The sequence below is a fragment of the Altererythrobacter sp. Root672 genome, assembly GCF_001427865.1.
GTDB lineage: Bacteria > Pseudomonadota > Alphaproteobacteria > Sphingomonadales > Sphingomonadaceae > Croceibacterium_A.
Map to the genome: position 1 here is coordinate 293,713 of NZ_LMHH01000002.1, position 21,778 is coordinate 315,490.

The following is a 21,778-nucleotide window of genomic DNA, read 5'->3' on the forward strand; positions in this document are numbered from 1 at the left end:
CCGCCCTAGAGCTGCATGTTGTCGAGGACGTCGGCGAGCCCATTCTTCACCGTCAGCGCGCTCTTCACCTCCTTGGCCGAAACATAGGAATACTCGGCATATTCCATGAAGCTCGGCCGGTGGTGTTCGCGCACGAAATTGATGAATGCGTCGGGGTTGGACTTCCAGTCGGCCGGGAACCCCTCGAGGTTCTCGAATACGGTATCGAGGCCGGTGTTCGAAAAGATCGCCACCGCATCTTCGGTGTACTTGTCGAAGTCCGTGTCGAACACGCCCTGGTACATGAAGTAGGTCGCGCCCTCGATGTCGAAGAGCACCCACTTGAGGGTGTGGAGCTTGAGTACGTCGAGCACGTCGGGGGCGCCGGCGACGGCCTTCTCGATATTGGCCGCGTAGGCATAGAAGTTGGCCTCGGTCCCCGGCTTGATCCTGGCGATGATGGTGAAGCCGTAGTTCAGCGGCGTTTGCGGGAACACCGGCCCGAACCGCCCCTGTTCGACGCGATCAGGGAAGTATCCGCCGGGGGGAATGGCCATGGCCGATTGCCGGCCCTTGACCTGCTCCTTCGGTAGAGCGTTCGAGACACTGGGCTTCTCGGCGATCGTGGCCATTGTCATTCTCCTGGTCCGAAGTTGCATGCGTTCAGAAGGCAGTCCCAAGGATGGCCCGCGCCATCCAGCCATTGGGGCCGTGCTCGTTGCGGCTGACGACAGCTCCGCCTGACAGGCGCAGCGACCACCTTTGGGGAAGAGCAACAACACCCGTCACACCGAGCGACAGGGCCTGTTGCGAATTGTCCGATTTCACCCCATCGACCTCGGTTTCGCCGCCCCGTCGCCACAGCATGTCCAGCGAAGCCCAAAAGCCTTTCGCCAAGCCGCGCGTCAGATGGCCCTCGACAATCAGCAGCGGAGCCTGGGTCATCCGCTCCGCGCCGTAGGGGCGGTCGTTCGAGCCATAAAAGGTGACGGTCGGCATCAGCTCGATCGTTGTCAGCGACGGATCGCCCATGCCCTTGCCGATGGCGTAGACGATCGGCACGCCAAGGCGCACCGCGAAGCGATTGGCTCCGATGTTGGTCGTGCGCGTATCGCTGTACTTGCCGGTCGGCAGGAACAGCTTGCCGAGCAGGTTCACCGCCAGTCCTGGAGGATGCACCGCATAGTCCGCAGCCGGCAGCGAGGGCGTTCCATAGAGACCCACGACATAGCCCAATTGAACGTCGCCAAGCCCCGTTACCGAGTCCGGAGGGCCGCCCGGGACGAGCCCGACTTCGGAGTGAATCCGGCTCCCTGGGACAACCAGGAACGCCATGTGCTGCTGGCGGCCAACTTCGAATTCCTGCACGAACTGGAAGACCACCAGCGTCGTGTTCAAGTTGGGATCGTCCGAGACGGTCCCGGTATCGGTTCCGACATTGCTGTGGAGCGAATGGACCCTGACCGAGGCGATCGTCGTGTCCTTGGGAGCAAGCATGTAAAGCCGCGCACCATCGTCCTGCGCCATGACCGGCGTGGCGAACAGCACCGCGGTCAGGAGCGGCCAAGCGCATACGCTACGCACCGTGGGACCGGAACTGCGGGAATGGAGCCAGCCGTGCGGCGGAAGCCTCCAACGCTTTTCTCCTCTAGTGCCGCGACTAGCGACACGAGGCACGGCCTAACCTGCCTTCATTCCGGAAGGCATTAGGGTTTACCCGTCGCACAATCCGGGAGAGACCTGAGATCGTGTCAGAAATGGCAAGAACTCAACAGCCCCAGTCGGGCGAATGGCGGCCATTCGCCGTACTACAAGCGATACCTTCGGGCGTCCGCTTTCCACCCATGTCGGTCATTCCGGCAGGCTTGAACGCAAATTGACGCCCGCTCCAAAGCGGACCGTCTGCAATCGACCCATTGCGGACGCTCGTGAGGGCCATTTCTGAGCAGCCGGTCCTGACCAGACCCTTATAGCCTAGTGAGTACAATCGGCACGGCTGGTTGGGGGATTACCTGATGGCGCGACATAGACGCCGCCCGGTATTTCGAAAAATAGCAAACACTTGAGAGGAGTTCGCTGAGATGTCAGTGAATTCACCAGGTCGAGCGGGGCTCGAGCGGGTCGGTAATTGCTCGAGATCGTGCGCCGGAACGAGTTACAACTTACTTGCAGGGAGTTCCGCGCTCGCGTTTGCGGTGGGGTGCCTGACGAGTGCGTGCGTCATTCGGTCGACACAGGCGCAAACTTGTCCGACTCTTAATGTAAACGATCTCGAATGCACGGTGCCGAGCGGCACAATCATTACAGTAACCACTACCGGTGGCACCGGCCTCTCGAATAGCGGCGCCAGTGGAGACGTGACGGCGGATGGCATAACCATCAACCTGCAGGCCGGGAACGCGACAGGTGCGAGGTTGCAGACCGGCGCCGACATCACCGTCACTAACAGCACGCTCAAGACCACCTCGACCGCAACCACGACCATCAGCGGCCAAACGGGGGCAGTCGTCACGGGTATGGGCAGCCTCGCAAGAGTCACCGACAGCGCGTTTACCTTGGGAAACGGCACGACCGCCGCGAACAACCTTACCGCAATACGTGCCGCGGATGGCGGCTTCGTCGCTTTGACGACGTCAAGCATACAGATGCTGGGCGGAAACAGCGGGACAGTAAGTTACTTCAACCATGGCCTGCTCGCGTCAGGGCAAGACAGCCGGATCGAGATTACGGGGGGCTCTGTCACGACCACATCGCGCGCGTCGTTCGGCGTGCGGGCGGAGAACGGCGGCGCAATCTCCTTGTCTCAAGGTGCGACGATCGCGACGACCAACACGACGAGTGCCGCGGTCGGCGTGCCCGCCAACACCAGCAGCTATGCCCTGACCGCAACCGGAACCGGCAGCTCGATCTTGGGCCGAGACATCACCGTCACCACGGCCGGAGCCTTTGCCAACGCTGCACGGGCCGAAAGCGGGGCAACGATCGATCTGTTTACCAGCAGCCTTTCCACCAGTGCCGCCAACGCCCATGCGTTGTTCGCTACGGGCACCAATTCACGGATCGAAGGCCAATCGCTCACGGTCAACACAACCAACGCGACGGCAAGCGCAGCGCGCAGCGAGTCCGGGGCAGCGATTGAGTTGACGGACGGCACCTACAGCACGGCGGCTGGGGCCAGTCACACCTTGTTCGCTACTGGAACGGGTAGTTCCGTCATCGGAACGAACCTCGCTGCCAGTGCCGGTGGAACGGCGACCAACGCCGCCCGAGCCGAAGATGGCGCTCGCATCGAATTGACCGGCGGCACCCTTCACACGACCGGAAGCGGCGGCTCAGAAGTGCTCAACGCGGCGGCGGCGGACGTCCGCACCGGTGGTACGATGACCCTCGACGGCGTGACGATTACCACCACCGGGGGTCGCGGAGACGGCCTGCACGCCGACGGGGCGGGATCGCGCATAGATGCGAGCGACATCACGGTTACGACGAGTGGTACGCAAGGTAACGCGGCAGCGAATGCGATCGACATTCAAAACGGTGCGACGGTCAGTGTCGCGGATAGCAGCCTGACCGCGGTTGTGACTGCCGTCGCAGTGGGCGTGCTTGGCGGGACTGGTTCCAGCTTTTCCGCGACTGACACCACCATCACGGCGACCGGTCCCACAGCGCCAGGCGTGCGCGTGGTGAATCAATCGACCGCCACGTTGAGTGGCGGATCGATCAGCACGGGCGGAATCAATTCTGCCGCCTTGGAAGCTGGGTCCTCCACCGTCGATGCGACCAATGTCGTCATTGCGACGACGGGCGCTGGCCGATCCTACGGAGCGGTTTCGGGCGGAAGCAGTACCATCTCACTGACAGGGGGTTCGATCACCACTTCGGGGGACGCTGAGAATGCAGGCACGGCAAGTGCCCGGCGCGCCCATGGAATGACCGCCTACAATTCGGGTGGCCTTCTCGACTCTACCGGCACTTCGGTTCTCGTGACCGGACTAGAAGCCTTTGGCGTGGTCGCGGACGATGGCGGGATCGTCACGCTCGACGGCAATTCGATCAGCACGGAGGGCGCTCTTGGGATCGGGCTTTACGCGGGCATTGACCAGGAAGGCGCGCAATTCCTTGTCGATGTCACCGGCACAGACCTGGTGGTTACTACCGAAGGCCTGCGAGCCTATGGGGCGTACGTCTCGCGGGACTTCCACATCGCCACGGCAGCGATGGACCTCGCCGGGATTTCAATCACGACATCGGGCAGCGACGCTATCGGGCTGCGAGCCATTGGTGGCGGACAATTGACGGCACAGAACGGACAAGTCGTTACGTCCGGCCCGAGTGCCTACGGAGTGCAGTCGCGGTACTTCGTCGATGCGGTTGTGCCCGACGGCCGCGACGAACCGACCTCGATCACGCTGACGGGGTTGTCGATCGAAACAAGTGGAGCGCTCGCGCACGGCGCCGTCGTCCAGAACGGAGCCCGCTTGTCGGGAACGGATGCCTCGATCGACGCTACGGGGTCCGGCGCCGCCGCGCTTTTTGTACTCGGGGATTTCGGGCCCGCGTCGCTCGCCAGCTTCGCCGACAGCGAGCTCGCCAACGCGAATGGAGCCACTGTTGTCGCGGCCGGAAATGCCGACATCGTCTTTCTCCGCTCGACAGTGGGCACTCCGCTTGCCGATGGTGGAAACGAGCAGTGGTTGCAGGTTGCGACGTCGGATGATTTCGCTCCGCTCGATGCCCAAGCTCCGTTGAGCGAAAACCAGGATCCGGGTCTGACGCTCGTTTCGGCACGGCTGTCGCCGGCTGCCCTGGCTCCGGCAGCGCTGCCCGGTCTTGCGAACGTGACCCTCACAGCTTCGCGGGCGACGGGTTCGGCGCTGACAGCGTCCGGCAGCGTGTCCAATCTGGTCCTGGACCAGGGCAGCGTATGGGATCTCACCGGCAACTCCAATCTCACCAGCGTCACGAATAACCTGAGCAGCATTTTGTACCTGGCTCCGGCGAGTGATCCCACGCTTCTTTCGAGCTACAAGACGCTGACGGTGGTCAACTGGATTGGGCAGGGAGGCGTACTCGGGCTCAACACTTATCTCGGCCTGGACGGCTCCCCTTCCGACCTATTGGTTATCGACGGCGGGACCGGCACGGGGAATACCGCGCTTCGCATTACAAACACGACCGGTCGCGGTGCAGTCACAACGGGAAACGGCATTCTTGTCGTGGATGCCGTCAACGGCGGCACGACCGCGACGGGGGCATTTCAGCTTGGTGCCCCCGCGATAGCAGGACCGTACGAGTACCTGCTGTATCGGGGGAGTGTCGACACGAGTGGGCCTGACAGCTGGTACCTGCGGTCCACTCTCGATTGCTCCGTCCCGGGCGCCCCCTCGCCGCCGTGCCCTACACCTACACCTACGCCGACACCAACACCGACACCTACGCCAACTCCAACTCCAACTCCCACTCCCACTCCCACTCCAACGCCGACACCGACGCCCACACCGACACCAACGCCCACACCGACACCAACGCCGACGCCAACTCCGACACCCACTCCGACACCCACTCCGACACCCACTCCGACACCCACTCCGACACCCACTCCGACACCCACTCCGACACCAACGCCCACACCGACACCAACGCCGACACCGACACCAACGCCGACGCCGACACCGACGCCGACACCGACACCAACGCCGACGCCGACACCGACGCCGACGCCGACGCCGCCTCCCCGGCCAACGCCGAATTATCGCGAGGAGGTTTCTCTCATAACGGCCTTACCGACGGCCGCGCTCGTCTATGGACGGGGTATCCTCGACACTCTCCACGAACGAGTGGGAGATGAAGAGCAGTTGCGCGGCGATCCGGAACTGAATGACGACGAAAACCCCAATGGCGTGTGGGGTCGCTTCATCGCGAAGGACGTCCGGCATCACACCGACCGAGGCATCTACGGAACAGGTCCCAGCTACAAGATGGACAGCTGGGCATTTCAGGGCGGGATCGATATCTACCGTGCCGAAGACGACGATGGCGATCGCGACCATGCGGGGATCTATGGGGTTTACGGAGAAGCCGACTCCCGTGTCACTCACCAGATACTGGACCAGGAGTTCGCTGGCGGCACGGCGACCATGAAGAATGGCACCCTGGGTGCCTATTGGACTCACTTTGAGGAAGGTGGGGAATATCTCGATGCCATCGTGCAGGCGACGTGGCTCAATATCCACGTCCGGCCGCGACGTCTCCCGGAGGTTAGAACTGACGGATTTAGCCTGGCCGCATCTCTCGAGGGTGGGTACCCGATCGAGATCGACGAGGATTGGCGGCTCGAACCCCAGGCGCAGTTGATCTACCAGACCTTGTCGCTCGACGACATGAGCGATGTCGCCTCCACCATCCGTTTCCGCGATCTCAACTCTCTTGCGGGGCGCATCGGCGCCAGGCTCAATAACATTGGCGAGGAGCTGGGTTGGATCCGGGTGAACTTGTGGCACGAGTTCACGGGACACCTCAAGACCGAGTTCTCGACCGAGACGGGCTTCCTCGCGTTCGAAGCCGAGCTTCCCCGCACCTGGTGGGAAATTGACGCCGGAGTGAGCTGGCATCTCGACCGCAATACCACTCTCTTTGGAGCGGGTAGCTACAACTCCACCTTCGACGGACACAGTAAAGCTTACGACGCGAAGATCGGAGTTCGCTACAATTGGTAACTGAACGTCCGCTTTCCACCCTTTGCAGTCATTCAGCATAGGCTGCGGGGAACCTCAAAGCGGAACGTCGGCTAACGGGCCGAGGCCATTGGGGGAGGAATGGCCGCAAAGGGTGGAAAGCGGACGTTATGGTGCCTCTTGCTTTTCGAGATGCTTTGCCCCGCCGGCGCGAAGCTCGGCCACCACCCGCATCCTCTTCAAACGATACGCTCGAGATCGCAGCCCGCCAACTAGCGCAAGCCCAGCGAACAGGACCATTACAAAGCTTGGCATCACACTCGCCGGGGCGCGGCCCAGAAGAATTGGCATGATGATCGGGGCAGCAAATAAAGACGCAGAACCAACGAACGCTACGCGCTCGTGAATCAGGTCGGGAACGTAGAAAGGGTCGCGCGACTCCATGAACCCGTCCAAATCGGACATCGCGTAAATTGCGTCCCTCCAGGTCATACGTCCAAGCCTAGCAGCCTGTCGAAGGGCCGCAATGGGTCGTTTGGAGACGGTCCGCTTTGGAACGAGTGCCCGATTTGCCCTTTTGCCAGTCGGAACGACCGACATGGGTGGAAAGCGGACATTGCTAGGCTCATCGTTTTGCCGGGCAACTTCCGAAAGGCGAGGGATTAGGCGGACGCGGTTACGAGACTACCGTCTTCAACCTTTGGCATGAATGGGCCGGCTTGAGATAAGTTAGGCGCTGCGATACTGTGAAATTGGGAGAAACGTGAAATGCCAAGAGTATTTCATCTGGTGCCCGCAGTAATCGCGGCGACAATCATATGCTCCAACCCAGTGCGGGCCAAGGAGCCCCGTGTCTTTGTAGGAGCTAGTGCCTGGGCGATGAACTACGCCGAGGACAGCTGCCAGCTCACGCGCGATTTTGCCTACGGCGACGAGATTATCACGCTCTCGCTTGAGAGATTTCAGCCGAGCGACACCGTTGAGATGGCCTTGGCATCCAGCGAGCTCCGCCGGGCTCCGCGCGAGTTCACGACCAAGTTCCAGTTCGCGCCCGGGGCCGTGCAATTCGAAGCGCGGCAATTCCAGGGCGAGCTTGAGGACGGACGTGACTATTTCGGCATCGGGCCGGTTCGGCTCGGTATCGCGGCTGTATCGTTCGGCGATGCCGACGAGTTTCAACAGGCCGCTACGACGCTATACCGGCGCGCCGATGAGCTCGAGGCAGCTCGCAAGCTCGAAGGGCTCATGGTCACGGAAGGCTTTACCAAGGACTTCACTCTCGACCTTGGGCCGATGGTTCCGCCCATCCAGGCCATGCAAGCATGCATGGACGAGCTTTTGACGCATTGGGGTGTCGACGTGGAGCGGCATCGCACGCTTACGCGGCCGGCCGTTCCGGCCGAAGATCCGCAGACTTGGGTTACCCCGGCGGACTTTCCCGTCGACGAACGACAGCGTCGCCGGGGAGGATTCAATACAGTTCGTTTGTTGCTCGACGCTGCCGGAAAGCCGACCAGCTGCCAAGTGCAGCGAGCCGGGGCGGACAGCTTCAACAGTGCCGCGTGTCGTATCCTGATGGAAAAGGGCAAGTTCGAGCCCGCACTCGATGCCGCCGGGCAACCCATGCCGAGCTACTTTGTGGCGAATTTCCGGTTCCAGCTATTCACAGCCCCTGCAGGTTCGGCGAGGCGCCTGCGCTGAGATCGTGCCGCACACTCTCGCAGCTCAGCCTCGGTGCGGAGCGTCCGTTTGAGACCTTCCCCATCGCGCCTCTGCACCTCATCTTCGCCATCCAGGCGCCCGGGCGCCCGCCTCGAAGTTGCACTTCAGTTATACCAGTCGGATGTCCGCGATGGGTCGAAAGCAGACCGTCCGCTATTTGTGCTCACCCATCCATTTCCCGAACGATCCGCGCAATCCCTATGATGTAGCGGGCGGCCGCTTTGGTCTTCGCGGAATATCCACCGTGCTTGCGGGCATGCATGTTCCCCTTAGGTGGACCGGCATTCGTTCCGCCGTGCATACGACACCTTTTCCGACCCCTTACTGCCGGGGATTGGCACTCCGTTCCCGAACGGGTCCGGGCCAGGCAGCGCGGCGCTTGTGCCAAGCGGGCCGGTTGCATGGGATTGTTTGATTGATTTGCCATTTTCGGCTGCCCCTGTGTGGTGGTGGAATTGATCGGCAATGACGGCCTGCCCACCCTCATTGACATGCACATGCCGCACCGTTTGCTCGCGCGGCTGGTGCAGCCTTGCCAGTGCCTCCAGCGTGGAACGGCAGGCAGCTTGTGCCTTGAGCGCCAGTCGCATGTATCTGTCGGCAGCGTCGGGATATTGGCCCATGTTGTTGCCTGAGCGCCGTGCCATGTCGGTAAAGACGGCATCCAGCGAGATCGCTTGCGAGGTATAGATGCGGCTGGCCAATGACAGGTCGCCTTTCATGGCCCGCTGAATCTCCTCCGCCAGCACGGCGCTGCTTTCCGCAATGTCCGGCTTGAATTGGTCGCCAAACATTTGCGAACCGAACGACATGGCCAGATTGGCGTTGCGGGTTTGCGGGTCCAGCGTGATCCGGGCCAGCGTCCGCCCGACCTTTTCGTCCGCCCGCTTTTCGACTTCCAGTTTGCCGGTTTCGCCCCGTGCCACCAGTCCATCGCCGGGATTGGCCTTCGCCCTTTTTGCCATTGTCAGTCCTCTGCCTTTCGCGCCTTCGCGCCGATGTTTTGAGAGGTGCCGCAACGCTTGCCGATCACGCGCCCTCCCGGCACTATCCGCTCCAGGGCGAATTGGGACGCGGCCTCAGAGCTTGACCCTTTCAGGACGTAAGCAAGCGCGGCCTCCAGATTGACGGCGTGGAGATCGGGATTACCTGTCTCCAGCCCCAGGCGACCGCCAATCGGTTTGCTGTGGATCACGCGCGCCCGGTATGGTTGCCCGGTGATCCGGCGAAGCCAGCCCCGTTGCAGAGCCGTAACGACGGGAACGAGATCGGCCGGCACATGAGCCAACAAGTGACAGTGTCCGCCTTTGTTATGGCCGTTGGCGGGCACATTTTCATGGGTCCATAGCCATGCCGCGCCGCTGCCATGCCGGGCGAGCGCCTTCGCCATGAGGTCGGTAAAGCGCCCGGTCGCCTTCGCCATGCCCGCCAAATGCACTCCAGCGGCCTGCCAGTGAACCGAGATCATGCGGTTGAACGGCAGCCCGATTTTTACGGCATGGCGCTCAGCGGCCTTGAGATTGCCAACCTGAGCGGCTGTCAGGGCATGGCTCTCACGGTCGGCGTGGTTGCGCGCGCCCCCTCTGCCGGTGCCTCCAGCGGAAAGGGCTGCCACACCAGAGGTAAAGTAACTAATCGCAAGCGTCGTGCCAGTTCGGACAATCGGCGGATTTGCGAGCGATTGCGGCTGGAGCGGTGCAATTGAAACTTCACCAAAAGCCGCTCCCCGGTGAAGTTTCAAAGCACCGCCACGCCGGGCGCAGTTTCGCAGCTTGGGCATGGCGGCAGCGGCAATGGAGGTTTCCACATTCCTGTGCCCCGGTGCATCGGGATGGGTGCTCATGCCGCGCCTCCCTCTGCCATGAGGGGCAAGCCAGCACGCTCCAGCAACTTGCGCAGCCAGCCGGCCTGCGCTTCGCTCATGGGCGTGGGATCGACGGCAAGCTGGCCAAGGAATTGCCCGGCCTTGCGGCTGAGCCGGTGATTGCCGTTCAGCAACGCAAGCGCCGCCTGTCGGTGATCGGGAAAGGGCCTGTCAGTCATGGCAGCCCTCCCCAAAGCAGAGCCGCGCCATATCCTGCGCCATCCAAGGCGACAGGAAGAAGCGGGCCGCAAGCATTTGCGCCCGCCAGTCCGATCCGGTAGAGGGGTAATGCAACCAGCCGCCAAGTTGATTGCGTGAGACGCCGGGCTGCACCCCGGCGTTTCGCATTTGTGCTGTCATCGCTCATGCTCCCGCCTGATAGGTCGGGAGGCTGGCCAGATAGGCTTCGAGGTCGGCAAACGAGATCAACGTGCGCCGCCCGGCCTTGCGAGCCTTTAGATCGCCGCGCTTCAACGCTTCATAGATCGAGGTGCGCGACATGCCCGAAAACTGCACGGCCTCGGGCAAGGTGCCGTATGCTTTTGTCATGGGAGTTGTCCCTTGCTGTCCGCCGCGACAAGTGCGGCCACGCAGGGACATGCCGCTAATCAGCTGGCGAAAATGGGGGTTCTTCTCTGCCCCAATCGGGGGGAGTTATGCCCCCACAACTAAAGTCCGGGAATAACGCCCGCAGCAAATTCTGCCGGGTGCTGCCGGTGCAGTTGGCAAGCCGCCTTCACAACTTCTGTCAGGTTGGCGGTTTCCGGCGCGCCGAAAGCCAGTGTCACCATGCGGCCATAGAAGTCCATGAACGGCGTTTGCGCCCGAATGCGGGCGTCAGTTGGGAAGTTGTTTGCAGATACCGGTTGGCCAAATGCGGCCTCATAGATCGTGGCTAGGTATTGACCGCGCTCCACTCTAAGCCGCTTTTCCTCCGATAGCCGCCATGGGCCACGCTGGCTAGCAGTAGTCCTGGCCGCTTCCGACATGAAGTTGGCCAGCCAATCCAGTTCCGCAACGGCAACCTTGAAGCGATGGTAATCGGAAGGTTCGCCTATAACAATGCCCCCGCCAAGGTCGGTCCCGCCTTCGCCGTTCCACTGGTGCCAAGCATGATCCCAAAGCCGGGACTCGGCAGCAACATCGCACTGGAATAGCTCCAGCCAAGTTGACCCTGCTAAGCCTGCCAGCCGCCCTAGCTCGGAGCGAATATCGGCGTTTGAAGTCCGCTTCGGGCCGTTGCTGACGTCTCGAATGGAGATCGCAAGCGAGCGCCTTACCGCCAACGCCAGCCAATCCATATCTTTGCCCGGCGCGAGCGACACTGCGAAGCCGTCTAATGCGCTAGTGACGGTTTCCATCGTCACAGCCCCAAGCATGTGATCCCTGCCGATGAAGGCGGCAAATTCGGCATCGTCGGCAAAGGTCATTCCTGCCCCCGTAGGCTTTCCAGATAGGCGTCAACCACCACGCGCTTCCACTCGGGCGCAGCGTCATAGATCGCCTTGAAATGCTCGTATTCGGCCATCGCTCGATGTGCCACCCACATGTCTTCCGCGATCCCCAGCGCGTCTGCGCGGCTGGCGCACCAGTGGCGGGGATCCTCATGCCCCATACGCCGCGCCACGGCATACCAGCGGGTGCGATGGCGCACCTTCACCAAATTCCGCTCGCTTTCGACCCTGACAATCCAGCGATCCTTGACCGCGAAGGGAAAGACTGTGGCGCCGCTATCGCTTATGCCGCCGCTCCCCGGATTGGCGTAACCTTCGCTCCAGCCGCACTACCGCTGGTGCAATAGGTTGCCCAATCGGCCATGAGCCGCCGTCGCTTGTCGAATAGATCGCCGCGCCGGTAAGCCGCTTCGGACTTGTTGCCGATCACATGGGCCAGAGCCATTTCGCAGACTTCATGGGCATAACCGGTGCATTCCGCAGCCCAATCGCGGAAGCCCGAACGGAAGCCGTGAACGGTGCATTCCAGCTTCATGCGGCGAAGCAACATGGACATAGCCATCGTGGACAGCTTGCCGCCCTTGTCAGATTGAAACAGCCAATCGTTCTCGAAGAGCGTCAACGACTTCAAAATTTCAACCGAGCGCGGCGACAGGGGAATGCGATGTTCCTTACCCGCCTTCATGCGGGACGCTGGCACGGCCCAGATTGCCTTTTCCAAATCGACTTCGGCCCAAGTTGCCCCCAGCACCTCGCTGGTGCGCGTGGCCGTGAGAATGACAAACTCCAGCGCCAGCGCCGCCATTGCCTCACGTTCGCGCAACTTCGCCATGAACGCCGGGATAGCCTCATAGGACATGGCCTTGTGATGGCCGCGCGTGAGCCGGGAACGGGGCGGCAGGATTTGCGCGATATGGCCGCGCCAGCGAGCCGGATTTTCGCCCTCCCTGTATCCGCGCGCCTTTGCGGCATCGAGCACGGTTTCAATCCGCCCTCGGATACGGCTGGCAGTTTCGGGTTTGTCCTGCCAGATCGGCTCAAGGACTTTCAGGACATGCGCCGTGGCAATGTCGGCAACCGGCAATTCGCCCATAACGGGATAGACGTAGCTGGCCAGCGTGTTGCGCCATTGCTGCCGGTGCTTATCATTGCGCCAGCTTGCCTCATTTGCGTCGATATACGTCTCTGCCACGGCTTTGAACGTCATTCCGGCTATCGCTGCCGCCTGAGCCGCCGCAAGCGCGTCTGAGGCTTCGCGCTGGCGTTCTTCTAGCGGATCAATCCCGCCCTTGACCTTGAGCCGCAATGCGGATGCGAGATCGCGGGCAGTAGCAAGGCTAATGCCGCCCCGTCCCGCCGCGCCCAAGCCAATATCCCGCGACCTGCCCTTGAGCATAAAGCGATAGACCCAGGACCGCGCGCCAGTTTCCTTCACCAGCAAATGCAGCCCCGCACCATCGGCATGGCGTCCGGCCTTCGCATTCTTCACCCCCAACGGCGTTAAGGCGTTGCTCAGCTTGCGGGGCATTGCGTCGCGTCTCCGTTCCCAAATCCGTTCCCCGACAATAAGCCGGTTTTATGGGAACGCAATCGGACAGCACTGGACGCTGGGAAAAGTCGATTGGTGCAAAAGTGCCTGATTTACTGCGCTCAATCGACTGAAACGGACGGATTCGGACAATAGTTTGGCGGACTCCGTCTCCGCCAATTCCTGACCGCTGCCAAACGGCCAGGACCGGCCCTCCCGCTCAGCTCAGAAGTTGAACGAGGCCTCCGCGCCATAGACCCGCGGGCGCGCCTTGAACACGAAGCCTCCAGGCGAAAACTCGGCGTTGTACTCTTCGTTGAAGAGGTTCTTGGCGAAAACGAACATGCCCCAGCGGCCTCCGTCCACCCCGGCCCGAGCATCGACAAGGTCGATCGGGTCGCGCACGGTCGAGTTCGGCACATCCCACCAGGTCTTGCCCGTGCGGCGGTAATCGACGCGCAGCAGCCCATCGAGCGTGTCGGTGAGCTGCGGGGTCCACTGCGCCCCGAGGTTGATCGTCGAACGCGAGATCAGCGGCAGCTCGTTGCCGACGAAGGCAGGGTCGGGGAACTCCTTGATGTCGCTCCACGTCATGCCGAGTGCGGCGTTGAACTGGAGGTCGGGCGCGGGGCGAATGAACGCTTCGAGTTCGAAGCCGTCGATGCGCGCCTTGGGCACATTGCCGAGGTTCTGCGTCGAGTTGGCGGCGAGGAACACGAAGAAATAGCTGTTCTTCGTCTCGGTCGTGAACACCGCGCCGTTCAAGGTCAGGACGTTGTCGAACAGCCGGCTCTTGATGCCGGCTTCGAAAGTCTCGGCGACTTCGGCCTGGAAGATGTCACCAACTCCGACGATGCCATTGGCGGCGGCGACCCCGCCGACCCCCGTCTGGTTGAAGCCGCCGCTACGGAAGCCCTTCGAATAGCCGCCGTAGAGCGTGATGTCGTCGGTTGGCATGTAGGTCAGCGTCAGCTTGGGCTGCCATGCGTCGAAGGTCTCTTCGCGCACTTCGCCGGTGGTGCCGTTGGGCTGGCCGGGGCCGTTCATGAACCCGGCCGGGGTGAGCGTGGTGTTCTCGCGATGGTCGCGATCGTAGCGCAAGGAGGCATCGACGCGGATCTGGTCGGAGAACTCGTAACCGATATTGCCGAAGCCGGCCCAGGCGAAGTTGTCCTGCGAATCCGCCAGGTAGGAGAACTGCGGATTGGCTGGGTTGGTGCTCGGGGTGCGATAGACCGGGAATACGCCCTGGCCAGTATCGATCATGTTGCCTGTCGAGATGAAGCGGTCGGTCGAGATCAGGTAACCGCCGACCATCCAGAACAGCTTCTGGTCGTCGGGCGACTGGATGCGCAGCTCCTGGCTTAGCGCCTCGACGTCGAGGAACTGGCTCTGGTTGAGATCGAAGCCGTTGCCGGGGCCGAAAATAGCTTCGAACAAGTTGAAGAAGAACGATTCGGGGATCGGCAGGAAGTCGAACGCATCGCCGGTGAGAATCTCGCTCACGGTGTCGTAAGAAGTGATCGAGGTCGCGGTGAAGTGCTCGCCTTCGTAGGAGATCTTGGCGGCGACGTTGTAGATGTCGCGGTCGTTCTGCCCGGCGTTGTTGACCCGAACCGGAAGGCTGGTGTCGTTCACGTCGGTCACGATGTTGAAATAGAGCGCCTGGGTGCGCAGCAGGTCCATCGAACCGCGCAAGTCGACTTCCCAGCCGCTGCCGAGGTCGAACAGCAGGTTCCCGCGCAGGGCGATGTTCTTGTACGGGTCGGCGTCTTCGCCAAGGTAGGTGTTGGGAATGAATCCGTCGGTATCGTAGTACTGGCCGGCAAGGCGGAACTTGACCGCCTCGGTGCCGAGCGGGCCGCTGACTCCACCGCGCACGTACCAGCCGAAGCCGTTGTCGACGCCCGCGGTAACCTTGCCTTCGAAATCGTCGGTCGGCTGCTTGGTCTGGATGATGATCGCGCCGCCGATGGCGTTGCGGCCATAGAGGCCACCCTGCGGCCCCCTGAGAACCTCGATCTGCTGGATGTCGAACAGATCCTGGTTGAACTGCGCCGGGTTTACCTGTTGCACGCCGTCGACGACCACCGCCACCGAAGGCTCGCTGTTGCGCGCCTGGGTGATGCCACGGATGACAATGAAGGCGTTGCCCGCGTTCTGCGTCTCGATGAGATTCACGTTCGGCGTCAGGCTGATGAAGTCGATCGGCCGCGTGATGCGGGCGTTCTCGATAGTGTCTTGCGAGAACGCTGTTATCGCGGCGGGGGTGTTCTGCAACTCTTCGGTGCGACGCAGACCGGTGACGACAATCGTATTCCCCGCGGCACTCTCGCCCTGGGCAGGTGCCTCCGCCGCCGGTTCCTGTGCCAAGGCGGGTGACGCCGCCGTGATGCTCGCAAGCGCCAGCGCGCAGCAAGAAGTCGTTCGCAGATAGCGGTGCGTCATGAGCCCCTCCCCATCTCTTTTATTATCTGCTGGTTATAGCAGAACCGAGCGGTGCAGGGAATAATTCAGCAAACCGCACGTCTCACGCCGACATACACTGCCATTTAGACGGCTCGCAGTTACTCGCTCCGAGCGGGCATTCGAATTCGTCTTTGAAATACGAATGTTCATGCTTCGGCGATGTCGGGAACGTCGTTCTGCGAGACGTCGACCTTCACCAATTTCGATTTGGTGCATTTTTCACGGCTTTTTCACGGACGACCAACGACCCGGCTCACGTACCTCGGGGCATCTAGCTCGTGTCGGCAAAACCGCCGGCACAAGTGGAGACCGAACATGACCAATACCAATCACAAGTCCGCCCTGCCGGCTATCGCTTTTGCTCTGGCCGCGCTCGTTCAAACCGTTCCTTCAGTGGCGTCAGCCCGCGAGCAAGGCCGCAGCATCCCCGTCCAGTACGGCGATCTCGACCTGACCACGCCCGTCGGCATCAAGACGCTCGATCGTCGCCTTGACCGCGCAGTGCGCCGTGTTTGCGGTGATCACACCTACCAGAGCCTGCAGCAGGAGGCCGGTGTGGTGCGGTGCGAGGAACAGACCTGGAACCACATTCAGGGTCAGCGCCAGGTTGCGATCAACAAGGCCACCGACCGCCGTAACGGCAACGCCTTGGCTCAGCGCTCTACGTACGAACTACCGGTGGTTGCCTCTGCGAAGTAACCGCTCATGACCATCATGCTATTACGGGGGCACTGCGGCGCGGTGCCCCCAGCTTGCTTTCTGGCCAGAGGAACGGCAAGCTTCGACAATTCGGTGAAGCCTGGCGCGTGGGGCTGTAATCCGCGCTGGTGCTCCAAGCATTTCGCTCCGTCATGGCGAGTGTGTCATGCAAGCAATCGAGGGGACCTCTTCGGACCAACTCCCCAGACTGCAGTTGTTCGGGCGCTTTCGCCTGACGCAAGCTGGGAAGGATGTCAGCCTGCCCGGCCGCAAGGCCAGGGCGATCCTTGCCTATCTCTCATTAGCCGTCGACCTCGCCGCCACCCGCGAGCAGCTGTCAGGTCTCATGTGGACCGATCGCGGCCCGGATCAGGCTCGGGCCAGCCTGCGACAATCGCTGAAGGAACTGCGCGAGCTTGCCGCCATCAGCAACGCCGTCACGACCACGCGCGACGAGGTGAAGCTCGACCGCACCCTGCTGACGACAGATCTTCACGAGGTGGGCCATGCGGCAACCTCGTATGACCTCGACGCCCTCGCTGGCCTGCTCGACGAGATCAGAGGTGATCTGCTCGAGGACTTTCTCGACGTATCGCCGGGCTTCGACGACTGGCTGCTTGCCGAGCGTCCGCGCCAGCGCGACCTCGTACTCGCCCAGTCGGTGGGCGCCGTCGAGGCGAATGGGCTGGCGGACATGAAGAATGCCCGCAGCATCCTGCGGTCGCTCGATCGCATCGATCCGGTCAACGAGGCCGTGGTCCGACTTGGCATGCGGCTCGATCATGCCGGTGGTGACGGAGCCTCGCTCCATCGCCGTTACCGCCTGCTTTGCGACCGGCTCGAGCGTGAATTCGATGCTCTGCCGTCCGAGGAGACACGGGCGCTACTCCATGCGCTGACCAGTGGCAGACCCCAGTCGCCCAAGGATTCCGCCCCTGACCTGGATTTGGCTCCGGTGCTGCCGCGTCCGGCCGCGACGACCGAGCCCCAGCGGATTGGTGGCGACATGCTTCCGCTGGTCCTGGTCGCGCCGCTCCAGACTCATGGCGACGACGGCGCGCTCGCCGCGCTCGCCCAGTTCTGCGCCGACGACATGCGCACCTCGATCAGCCGGATTCGCGGAATCCAGGTGCTTGCGGTCGACGGAGGCGAAGCGAATGTGGTGGAGCAGCAGAGCGAGGACGCTCTCGGTCTCTACCTGCTGTCCGGGAGCATCCAGCATGTTGGCGCCGGTTACCGCGTGACGCTCCAACTCGCGAGCGGGCAGAGCCGGGTCATCCTCTGGTCGGAATCCCTGCGCTTCGACAGCGCCGAGGCGGAAATGCTCGATACGATTGTCGCCAAGGCGGCCGGGGCAACCTTGCCGGCGATCGACCATGACCTCGAGGCAAGGCTGCGCCAGTCGTCCGAGGACCTGGACAGTGACCGTGCGATCTACACCCGTGCCCGACTGCTGATCCGCACCGCGGGCCATCTCGAAGCGGTCCAGGAGGGCGTTCGGCTGCTCGAAGCTCTGGTCGCGCGCGACCCGCAACACCTTGGCGCGCGGCTGTTGCTGATCCGGATGTACAATACCGACTTCTGGCAACAGGTCTGCGGTCACGACGTCCGGCACTTCCGCGAGCTTTCCGACGCCCACCTCAGGGCCGCCGCCGCGATTGCGCCGGGGCATTTCGAAGTCCGGGTGCGGCAAGCCTGGTGCCAGTTGCGTCGGGGCGAGACCGCTTCGGCCCGGCGCAGCATCGAAGCCGCGCTCAAGACCGTCACGTACGATGCCGACTTGATCAACATGTGCGCAATGGGCCTGTGCCTTATCGGCGACCTGGACGAGGCCGAGCGGCTGATGCAGCAAGCGTTCTTCCTCAACCCCCTGCCGCCGAGCGACTATCACGCCGATTATGCCGTGATCCTGGCGCTGCGCGGCGACCACGAGACCGCGGAAGAGCATTTCGCCGTGTCGGGCGAGGAAGGCATGCAGTATGCCGCGGTGCGAATTGCCAACGCGACGAAACTGAACGGGACATCGCACCGGGATTCGCAGGTCGCCGCCAAGCTGGTCTCCGACTTCCAGCAAGCTTGGCAGCAGGAACGCAAGCCAGAGCTGCATGACGTGCTCGACTGGTTCGGGGACACGATGCCCTTGAACCCGCCGGAACGCCTCGCCTGGATCAGGTCAGGCTTGCAGCAAACTCTGGAGCCGATCTGGCCAACATAGCCCGGTAATGGCTGGTCAACGGGGGCATGGCCAATTGCGCGGGCTTCCGTTCGCCACACCGGGACAGGGCTTCGACGACCAAGGCCGCATCGATCTGCTTGAGAGAGGGCGCGGCCTCCAGTTCCGCCAACGAAATCGGGAACTCCGTTCTCGCGCGTTGCCGGTATTGCGCCAGGCACGATGGCCAGTCGCGGGTTTCGTAAGGCGTGGTCCTGACGATACGCTGCATGATCCGCAAAGCCCCCGGTGGAAGGTCGAGACCGAATAGCGCGTATTCCGCGTCCACAAGCGGGATCGAGAGCGGGGCGAAGCCGAGTTCTGGCGGAGCGTGGACGAGCATGACCGCATCGTCGCGGATCAGGGCCCCCGTTCGATAGGCCTCGAACAAGGTGCCCACGCCGACCATGCCGAAGCGATCGAGTTCGGCCGCACGCAGCGCCCCGATGCTGGCGCCACCGATAACCTGAACTCCGAGCGCCAGCAGGCTGAGGATTTCCTTGTGCCACACAGTTGGCGCCGTACCGAAGTAGCCATCGATCAGTCCGACCGCAGCAGGCGGATCGGACAAGAGATCGGAAAGATCGCCGCACTTTGCCGGTGGTCGAATCTCGATATCTGCTGGAAGCACCAATCCGATGACACTCGGGCCGGCGAACAGGACTTTCCGCAAGCTGGCACTGCGCGGGATGGCAGTGGAGGGCGTCGCCATCGGAGCCGCGGCCGGCTGCTGTTCGAGCCGTGGCCCGCGGAACCCGTCGAGGAGCCCTGGCGCCAGCACGTGCACGATATGGAGACCCTCGCAGGGCGGGATGTGCTCATAGGCGACGATAGGGACGTTGGTAATCGCCGCGACCCGGTCAGCCAGGAAGGCGAAACATTCTTCGCTACTCCTGCATCGTGGCGACGGAATCGAGCGCCAGTCGAGCGGACCATCGTTGAAGGCCAGTGAGTTCAGCAGGGCGCTGAGGCTGCGTTCTCTACTGTCACTGTACTCATCGGGCGTCAGGTCATCGCGTGCCCCGGCGACGAAAGTCGCCAGACTTTGCACCGCTTCCAGCAAGGCCCTGATGAATGCGACGCGCGCATCCGGGTAGCACCCGTTCCCGGCGACCGGAGCGATGTCGTCTGCGGCGTGGACGGTGTCGAACAACGCCACTTCGAATACCGGAAGCGCGAAGTCGTTTGCCAGACTCCAGGCGCGCGCTTCGAACCCCGCCCGCTCTACGCAGTTCAGCAGACGCCGGATCGCCTTGTTGTCAATCGTTGCAAGGCCGACCTGGCTCTCGCGTCTCTGCCTGGGCGTCAGCCGGCGGAACTGGGCCACAAAGTGATGCTCGAGCAGTTCGGCAATCCCGGCGACCAGCGCTTCCGTTCGGGTATTACCGCACGCCAGGCCATTCGATGTGGCGGCATATTCGAGATTGCCGGTGGTGAAATCGAGCGAAAGCAAATCCCACGGCACCGGACAGGGCTCGCCTGACGACAGGTCTGTGCCCGCCAGCCATGCTCGGGTTAATGAGGTGTCGAGGTCGATCGCCAAGCGGTCTCGCTCACCTGACCAAATTTCGATGTGGCGAGCGTGCAGTTCAGACAATCGCCGAATGTCGCCTGGGCGCGCCAGCCTCTCCGCCGTCCAGAATTCTGCCGCCTCGAGCAGCGCTCCGACAATGGCGGCGCACGGAGTTAGCCCCTTTCCCTGCGACACCGACAACGAACGCGAAGCCGGGCGGGTGGATTGGAACACCGGAATGCCGCAGATCCCGAACTGGGTGACGTCCGAAACGCGCGTGACGCCGGCAGCCCGCCCCGCCGCTATCGCCAGGCCGAGAGTATCAGCCAACGCTCGGCTGCGTAACTCCATCTCAACGGCGGATCTGTCAGCCCCCGCCTGGCCTCGTCATTTTCCGGATTGCCTAAAAGCAAATGGAGCCCACTCCGGCGCCAAATTTCCGGACGAGGCCAGCTCGACAATCGTGGGCTCGGTGATGTCGGTCGCGTTCTTTAAGATCAGCTCTTCGAACAAGGTCTTGCTCGTATTGGTAATTTCGCTTTCCTTGAACACCGCCGTAGCCTGCGCAAACGTATAAAAGACATCAGTGCCCTTCGTGAATCTCAAGAGATAGTCCTCCGAGACTGGGCTTGCTGTAGGTACTGTTGGCATCGCACTTCTCCCGAATTGTAGGGAAGAACCTTCCGACCCGAAGTGCTTTGGCTGACCTATATCCCATTTCACTATGGTTGTACAAAATATAGACTACGCTTGGGATTCTAGAACAATATGCTGAATTAATAGCACATTTTAGTTAGACGTGACCCCACGGCCTCTAATGCACGCTAGAGCGCTCACTCAACTGGTCGCGCAATAGTTTCGTCCCGAGGCGGTTATGCCAAGTTGCGTCTGGCGCCATCCTTCCGCCGCAATACCCTTTCTGATAAGCGCCGGGATGGAAGGTCCCTGAATTGATTCTGTTTCATCTCTGATGTCACAGGGTTGTCATATCGGGTGACCATTGGCGGGTTGTGGACGAGACGATGATTCTGCGCGCTTTGGGGGCCATGGCCCTGTTGCCGGCGGCTTTACTTGCCGTCGAGCCCGCGCACGCTGACGTCCTCGAGATCGGATCGGGCGGTGATGCCAGTTGGATCTCGGGCCCGAACGTTGACACGGCCCCCGTATCCCAGGTCCAGACACAATCGGCGCCGCTGGCCGAAGTTCCCGCCGAGGCTCGGATCGTGCCCGAGTATGGCGTTGCCGATCCGTCGCGCCAGGCCGAAGTCGTGCCTGATTTCTACGCCGCCAAAGTTGCTGAACTCGCCGCGCGGTTCGATTTGAGCCCGGCCCTGATCGAGGCGCTCGTCTGGCAGGAAAGCCGCTGGCGTGCTGGCGCAGTGTCGCCGGCCGGCGCCCGCGGCCTCGCCCAGCTTATGCCCGGAACGGCGCGCGATCTCGGCGTCAATCCGGACGATCCCTTTGCCAACCTCGAAGGCGGTGCGCGTTACCTGCGCGCCCAGCTCGACCGGTTCGATGGCGACATCGAGAAGGCCCTGGCGGCGTACAACGCCGGACCGGGCCGCGTCGCTGCCGCCGGTGGCATTCCCCGCATTCGCGAAACACAGACCTACGTCGCCTCGGTCATGGGGCGGCTGTCGGATCATTCCCGGAGTGAAGACTGA

20 protein-coding genes are annotated in these 21,778 nt (G+C 62.3%); 5 read left to right on the forward strand and 15 right to left on the reverse strand.

Annotated features, from left to right (window positions below; all coding sequences use genetic code 11):
* Positions 1-5: 5 nt before the first annotated feature.
* Both ASD76_RS12590 and ASD76_RS12595 read right to left on the reverse strand, forming a co-directional pair.
* Entirely contained in the window at positions 6-611 is a 606-nt protein-coding gene (locus ASD76_RS12590) for a hypothetical protein (protein WP_200943099.1), read from the reverse strand.
* A 31-nt stretch (positions 612-642) separates the two neighbouring features.
* Complete coding sequence (locus tag ASD76_RS12595) at positions 643-1,563, reverse strand: transporter (RefSeq protein ID WP_055923416.1); 921 nt, start codon at positions 1,561-1,563, stop codon at positions 643-645.
* Between the two features lie 698 nt (positions 1,564-2,261).
* Between ASD76_RS12595 and ASD76_RS12600 the strand changes: the two genes are divergently transcribed.
* On the forward strand, positions 2,262-6,695 hold the full coding sequence (locus ASD76_RS12600) for an autotransporter outer membrane beta-barrel domain-containing protein (protein WP_162249672.1): 4,434 nt from the start codon (positions 2,262-2,264) through the stop codon (positions 6,693-6,695).
* Positions 6,696-6,821: 126 nt separating this feature from the next.
* Here ASD76_RS12600 and ASD76_RS12605 read toward each other — a convergent pair whose 3' ends face one another.
* Complete coding sequence (locus tag ASD76_RS12605; RefSeq protein ID WP_156457714.1) at positions 6,822-7,118, reverse strand: hypothetical protein; 297 nt, start codon at positions 7,116-7,118, stop codon at positions 6,822-6,824.
* 414 nt (positions 7,119-7,532) lie between these two features.
* Between ASD76_RS12605 and ASD76_RS12610 the strand changes: the two genes are divergently transcribed.
* Positions 7,533-8,354 (forward strand): TonB family protein, encoded by an 822-nt coding sequence (locus ASD76_RS12610; protein WP_055923426.1) that lies wholly within the window; start codon positions 7,533-7,535, stop codon positions 8,352-8,354.
* 184 nt (positions 8,355-8,538) lie between these two features.
* Here the strand turns inward: ASD76_RS12610 and ASD76_RS18850 are convergent, their stop codons facing one another.
* The 10 genes from ASD76_RS18850 to ASD76_RS12650 form a co-directional block, all read right to left on the reverse strand.
* Complete coding sequence (locus ASD76_RS18850) at positions 8,539-8,742, reverse strand: HGGxSTG domain-containing protein (RefSeq protein ID WP_414826692.1); 204 nt, start codon at positions 8,740-8,742, stop codon at positions 8,539-8,541.
* Entirely contained in the window at positions 8,645-9,340 is a 696-nt protein-coding gene (locus ASD76_RS12615) for a hypothetical protein (protein WP_235506718.1), read from the reverse strand. Before ASD76_RS12615 ends, ASD76_RS18850 begins: the two co-directional genes overlap by 98 nt.
* Positions 9,341-9,342: 2 nt before the next feature.
* On the reverse strand, positions 9,343-10,218 hold the full coding sequence (locus tag ASD76_RS12620) for a hypothetical protein (protein WP_156457715.1): 876 nt from the start codon (positions 10,216-10,218) through the stop codon (positions 9,343-9,345).
* The gene (locus ASD76_RS12625; protein WP_055923429.1) at positions 10,215-10,418 is read right to left on the reverse strand and encodes a hypothetical protein; all 204 of its coding nucleotides are present in this window, start codon (positions 10,416-10,418) and stop codon (positions 10,215-10,217) included. The genes ASD76_RS12620 and ASD76_RS12625 overlap by 4 nt, the downstream gene beginning before the upstream one ends.
* Positions 10,411-10,599 carry a hypothetical protein gene (locus ASD76_RS18475; protein ID WP_162249673.1) on the reverse strand — a complete coding sequence of 63 codons (189 nt, stop codon included), beginning with the start codon at positions 10,597-10,599 and terminating at the stop codon, positions 10,411-10,413. The genes ASD76_RS12625 and ASD76_RS18475 overlap by 8 nt, the downstream gene beginning before the upstream one ends.
* Before the next feature lie 3 nt (positions 10,600-10,602).
* The gene (locus ASD76_RS12630) at positions 10,603-10,788 is read right to left on the reverse strand and encodes a helix-turn-helix domain-containing protein (protein WP_055923432.1); all 186 of its coding nucleotides are present in this window, start codon (positions 10,786-10,788) and stop codon (positions 10,603-10,605) included.
* A gap of 119 nt (positions 10,789-10,907) precedes the next feature.
* Complete coding sequence (locus ASD76_RS12635; RefSeq protein WP_055923433.1) at positions 10,908-11,669, reverse strand: hypothetical protein; 762 nt, start codon at positions 11,667-11,669, stop codon at positions 10,908-10,910.
* A complete protein-coding gene (locus ASD76_RS12640; RefSeq protein ID WP_156457716.1) occupies positions 11,666-11,893 on the reverse strand; it encodes a hypothetical protein in 228 nt (75 codons plus the stop codon). The genes ASD76_RS12635 and ASD76_RS12640 overlap by 4 nt, the downstream gene beginning before the upstream one ends.
* Before the next feature lie 83 nt (positions 11,894-11,976).
* Positions 11,977-13,221, reverse strand: coding sequence for a tyrosine-type recombinase/integrase (locus tag ASD76_RS12645; RefSeq protein WP_055923437.1), 1,245 nt, complete (start codon positions 13,219-13,221; stop codon positions 11,977-11,979).
* 225 nt (positions 13,222-13,446) lie between these two features.
* A complete protein-coding gene (locus tag ASD76_RS12650; RefSeq protein WP_055923439.1) occupies positions 13,447-15,669 on the reverse strand; it encodes a TonB-dependent receptor in 2,223 nt (740 codons plus the stop codon).
* A 336-nt stretch (positions 15,670-16,005) separates the two neighbouring features.
* Here ASD76_RS12650 and ASD76_RS12655 point away from each other — a divergent pair, with 336 nt between their 5' ends.
* Positions 16,006-16,389: a UrcA family protein gene (locus tag ASD76_RS12655; RefSeq protein WP_055923441.1), complete on the forward strand. Its 384-nt coding sequence runs from the start codon at positions 16,006-16,008 to the stop codon at positions 16,387-16,389.
* Between the two features lie 166 nt (positions 16,390-16,555).
* Positions 16,556-18,604 carry a hypothetical protein gene (locus tag ASD76_RS12660; RefSeq protein ID WP_055923443.1) on the forward strand — a complete coding sequence of 683 codons (2,049 nt, stop codon included), beginning with the start codon at positions 16,556-16,558 and terminating at the stop codon, positions 18,602-18,604.
* Here ASD76_RS12660 and ASD76_RS12665 read toward each other — a convergent pair.
* Positions 18,558-20,444 carry a YcaO-like family protein gene (locus ASD76_RS12665; protein ID WP_055923445.1) on the reverse strand — a complete coding sequence of 629 codons (1,887 nt, stop codon included), beginning with the start codon at positions 20,442-20,444 and terminating at the stop codon, positions 18,558-18,560. The two genes, ASD76_RS12660 and ASD76_RS12665, sit on opposite strands and share 47 nt — an antisense overlap.
* Before the next feature lie 57 nt (positions 20,445-20,501).
* Positions 20,502-20,765: a hypothetical protein gene (locus tag ASD76_RS12670; RefSeq protein WP_055923447.1), complete on the reverse strand. Its 264-nt coding sequence runs from the start codon at positions 20,763-20,765 to the stop codon at positions 20,502-20,504.
* A 395-nt stretch (positions 20,766-21,160) separates the two neighbouring features.
* On the opposite strand from ASD76_RS12670, the gene ASD76_RS12675 reads away from it, so the two are divergent.
* Positions 21,161-21,778 (forward strand): lytic transglycosylase domain-containing protein, encoded by a 618-nt coding sequence (locus ASD76_RS12675; protein ID WP_235506719.1) that lies wholly within the window; start codon positions 21,161-21,163, stop codon positions 21,776-21,778.

What these genes read in the sequence shown, in the direction of transcription:
- ASD76_RS12590 (WP_200943099.1), bottom strand. Translation starts at nt 611, where the DNA reads ATGGCCACGATCGCCGAGAAGCCCAGTGTCTCGAACGCTCTACCGAAG.
- ASD76_RS12605 (WP_156457714.1), bottom strand. Translation starts at nt 7,118, where the DNA reads ATGTCCGATTTGGACGGGTTCATGGAGTCGCGCGACCCTTTCTACGTT.
- ASD76_RS12610 (WP_055923426.1), top strand. Translation starts at nt 7,533, where the DNA reads ATGAACTACGCCGAGGACAGCTGCCAGCTCACGCGCGATTTTGCCTAC.
- ASD76_RS12615 (WP_235506718.1), bottom strand. Translation starts at nt 9,340, where the DNA reads ATGGCAAAAAGGGCGAAGGCCAATCCCGGCGATGGACTGGTGGCACGG.
- ASD76_RS12620 (WP_156457715.1), bottom strand. Translation starts at nt 10,218, where the DNA reads ATGAGCACCCATCCCGATGCACCGGGGCACAGGAATGTGGAAACCTCC.
- ASD76_RS12625 (WP_055923429.1), bottom strand. Translation starts at nt 10,418, where the DNA reads ATGACTGACAGGCCCTTTCCCGATCACCGACAGGCGGCGCTTGCGTTG.
- ASD76_RS18475 (WP_162249673.1), bottom strand. Translation starts at nt 10,599, where the DNA reads ATGACAGCACAAATGCGAAACGCCGGGGTGCAGCCCGGCGTCTCACGC.
- ASD76_RS12630 (WP_055923432.1), bottom strand. Translation starts at nt 10,788, where the DNA reads ATGACAAAAGCATACGGCACCTTGCCCGAGGCCGTGCAGTTTTCGGGC.
- ASD76_RS12635 (WP_055923433.1), bottom strand. Translation starts at nt 11,669, where the DNA reads ATGACCTTTGCCGACGATGCCGAATTTGCCGCCTTCATCGGCAGGGAT.
- ASD76_RS12645 (WP_055923437.1), bottom strand. Translation starts at nt 13,221, where the DNA reads ATGCCCCGCAAGCTGAGCAACGCCTTAACGCCGTTGGGGGTGAAGAAT.
- ASD76_RS12650 (WP_055923439.1), bottom strand. Translation starts at nt 15,669, where the DNA reads ATGACGCACCGCTATCTGCGAACGACTTCTTGCTGCGCGCTGGCGCTT.
- ASD76_RS12655 (WP_055923441.1), top strand. Translation starts at nt 16,006, where the DNA reads ATGACCAATACCAATCACAAGTCCGCCCTGCCGGCTATCGCTTTTGCT.
- ASD76_RS12660 (WP_055923443.1), top strand. Translation starts at nt 16,556, where the DNA reads ATGCAAGCAATCGAGGGGACCTCTTCGGACCAACTCCCCAGACTGCAG.
- ASD76_RS12670 (WP_055923447.1), bottom strand. Translation starts at nt 20,765, where the DNA reads ATGCCAACAGTACCTACAGCAAGCCCAGTCTCGGAGGACTATCTCTTG.
- ASD76_RS12675 (WP_235506719.1), top strand. Translation starts at nt 21,161, where the DNA reads ATGGCCCTGTTGCCGGCGGCTTTACTTGCCGTCGAGCCCGCGCACGCT.